Raw genomic sequence first — 1,527 nt, forward strand, 5'->3', positions numbered from 1 at the left:
CATGGGTGCAGCCGGTCCTGTTCTGGCAGGCTCGGTGGTGGTGGCGGCCGGCGGGTCAGCACTGTGCTCTCCGGGCCCAGCGAGGCCTGACGATAGACCGTGCGCCCGCCGGTCGTGAGAAGGCGCGACCGCTGATGGGATGACGTGCCCCGCTTGGAGCGGAGAGCACTGAACCATGAGATCGCCGGGTGTCTCCTCCGTGCCACCGAAGGATGGCCGCGGACACCGGGAGGCGCACATGCTGTTCATCGGGGATGACTGGGCTGAAGATCACCACGACGTCGAGGTCGTTGACGACACCGGTCGCCGGCTTTCCCGGGCGCGGCTACCGGAGGGAGTGGAGGGGATCACCGCGTTGCACGCCCTGGTCGCCGCACACACCGACCACCGCTCGGACGGCGGCGCGGACGGTGGTGTCGCGGCAGGCACCGATGACGTCGCCGCTGACGTGGTGATCGGGATCGAGACGGATCGCGGAGCCTGGGTGCAGGCCCTGCTGGCCAGCGGATACCGCGTCTACGCGATCAACCCCATGTCGGTGGCGCGCTACCGTGATCGCCACTCGCCCTCGAAGGCGAAGTCCGACGCCGGTGATGCGCACGTCTTGGCCGAGGTCGTGCGCCTGGATCGCGATCATCACCGTCCCATCGCCGACGACAGCCCACAGGCTACGGCGATCAAGTTAGCGGCGCGGGCGCACCAAGGGCTGATCTGGGAACGCACCCGTCACCTGCTGCGGCTCCGTTCGGCGCTGCGGGAGTTCTATCCCGCAGCATTGCAAGCGTTCACCGATCTGGACGCCCCCGAGGCGTTGGAGCTGCTCGGCCGCGCCCCGACGCCCGCCCAAGGCGCCCGGCTGACCTGCTCGGTGATCACCTCAGCGTTGCGACGTGCTCATCGCCATCACGCCCAAGACCGCGCTGTTCGCGTGCAGCAGGTCCTGCGCGTTCCAGCGCTGCGTCAACCTGCGGCGGTGGAGGTCGCCTACGCCGGCATCGTCAACGCTGAGGTCGCCGTCATCGCTGTCTTCAACGCCGAGATCGAACGGTTGGGCCAGGCGGTGCAGACGTGGATGAACTCTCACCATGATGCAGCTGTCTACCTCAGCCAGCCTGGGGTCGGCCCCGTGCTGGCCGCTCGCTTGCTCGGGGAGTTCGGTGACGACGTTGACCGCTTCAGCGATGCCCGAGCTCGCAAGAACTACGCGGGGACCTCACCGATCACCCGAGCATCAGGAACGAAGAGAACCGTCCTGGCTCGTCATGTCCGCAACCTGCGTCTTGCTGACGCTACTGGGCAGTGGGCCTTTTGCGCACTGACGAAGTCGACTGGAGCTCGGACCTACTACGACTCGTTGCGGGCTCGCAAGATGAGTCACCGCGCCGCGCTGCGTCAGCTCGCGAACCGTTTGGTGGGGATCCTGCACGGTTGCTTGAAGTCACGGACCCTCTACAGCGAAACCACTGCCTGGAGCCACCTGATCGGCACAGCCGCTTGACACCGAATGCGCATGGGATGTCTATCGTG

The 1,527-nt window shown here is 66.8% G+C and carries 1 protein-coding gene; it reads left to right on the forward strand.

Going from position 1 to position 1,527, the window contains the following annotated elements; translation table 11 throughout:
• The first annotated feature begins 238 nt into the window (after nt 1-238).
• The gene (locus tag ACRYR8_RS21145) at nt 239-1,498 is read left to right on the forward strand and encodes an IS110 family RNA-guided transposase (RefSeq protein WP_432486232.1); all 1,260 of its coding nucleotides are present in this window, start codon (nt 239-241) and stop codon (nt 1,496-1,498) included.
• Nucleotides 1,499-1,527: the final 29 nt, after the last annotated feature.

Origin of the sequence: Kineococcus esterisolvens (assembly GCF_050871405.1) — a bacterium.
Classification (GTDB): Bacteria; Actinomycetota; Actinomycetes; order Actinomycetales; family Kineococcaceae; genus Kineococcus.

Excerpts from the sequence above, each read along its gene's own strand:
- ACRYR8_RS21145 (WP_432486232.1), top strand. The coding sequence starts at position 239 with ATGCTGTTCATCGGGGATGACTGGGCTGAAGATCACCACGACGTCGAG.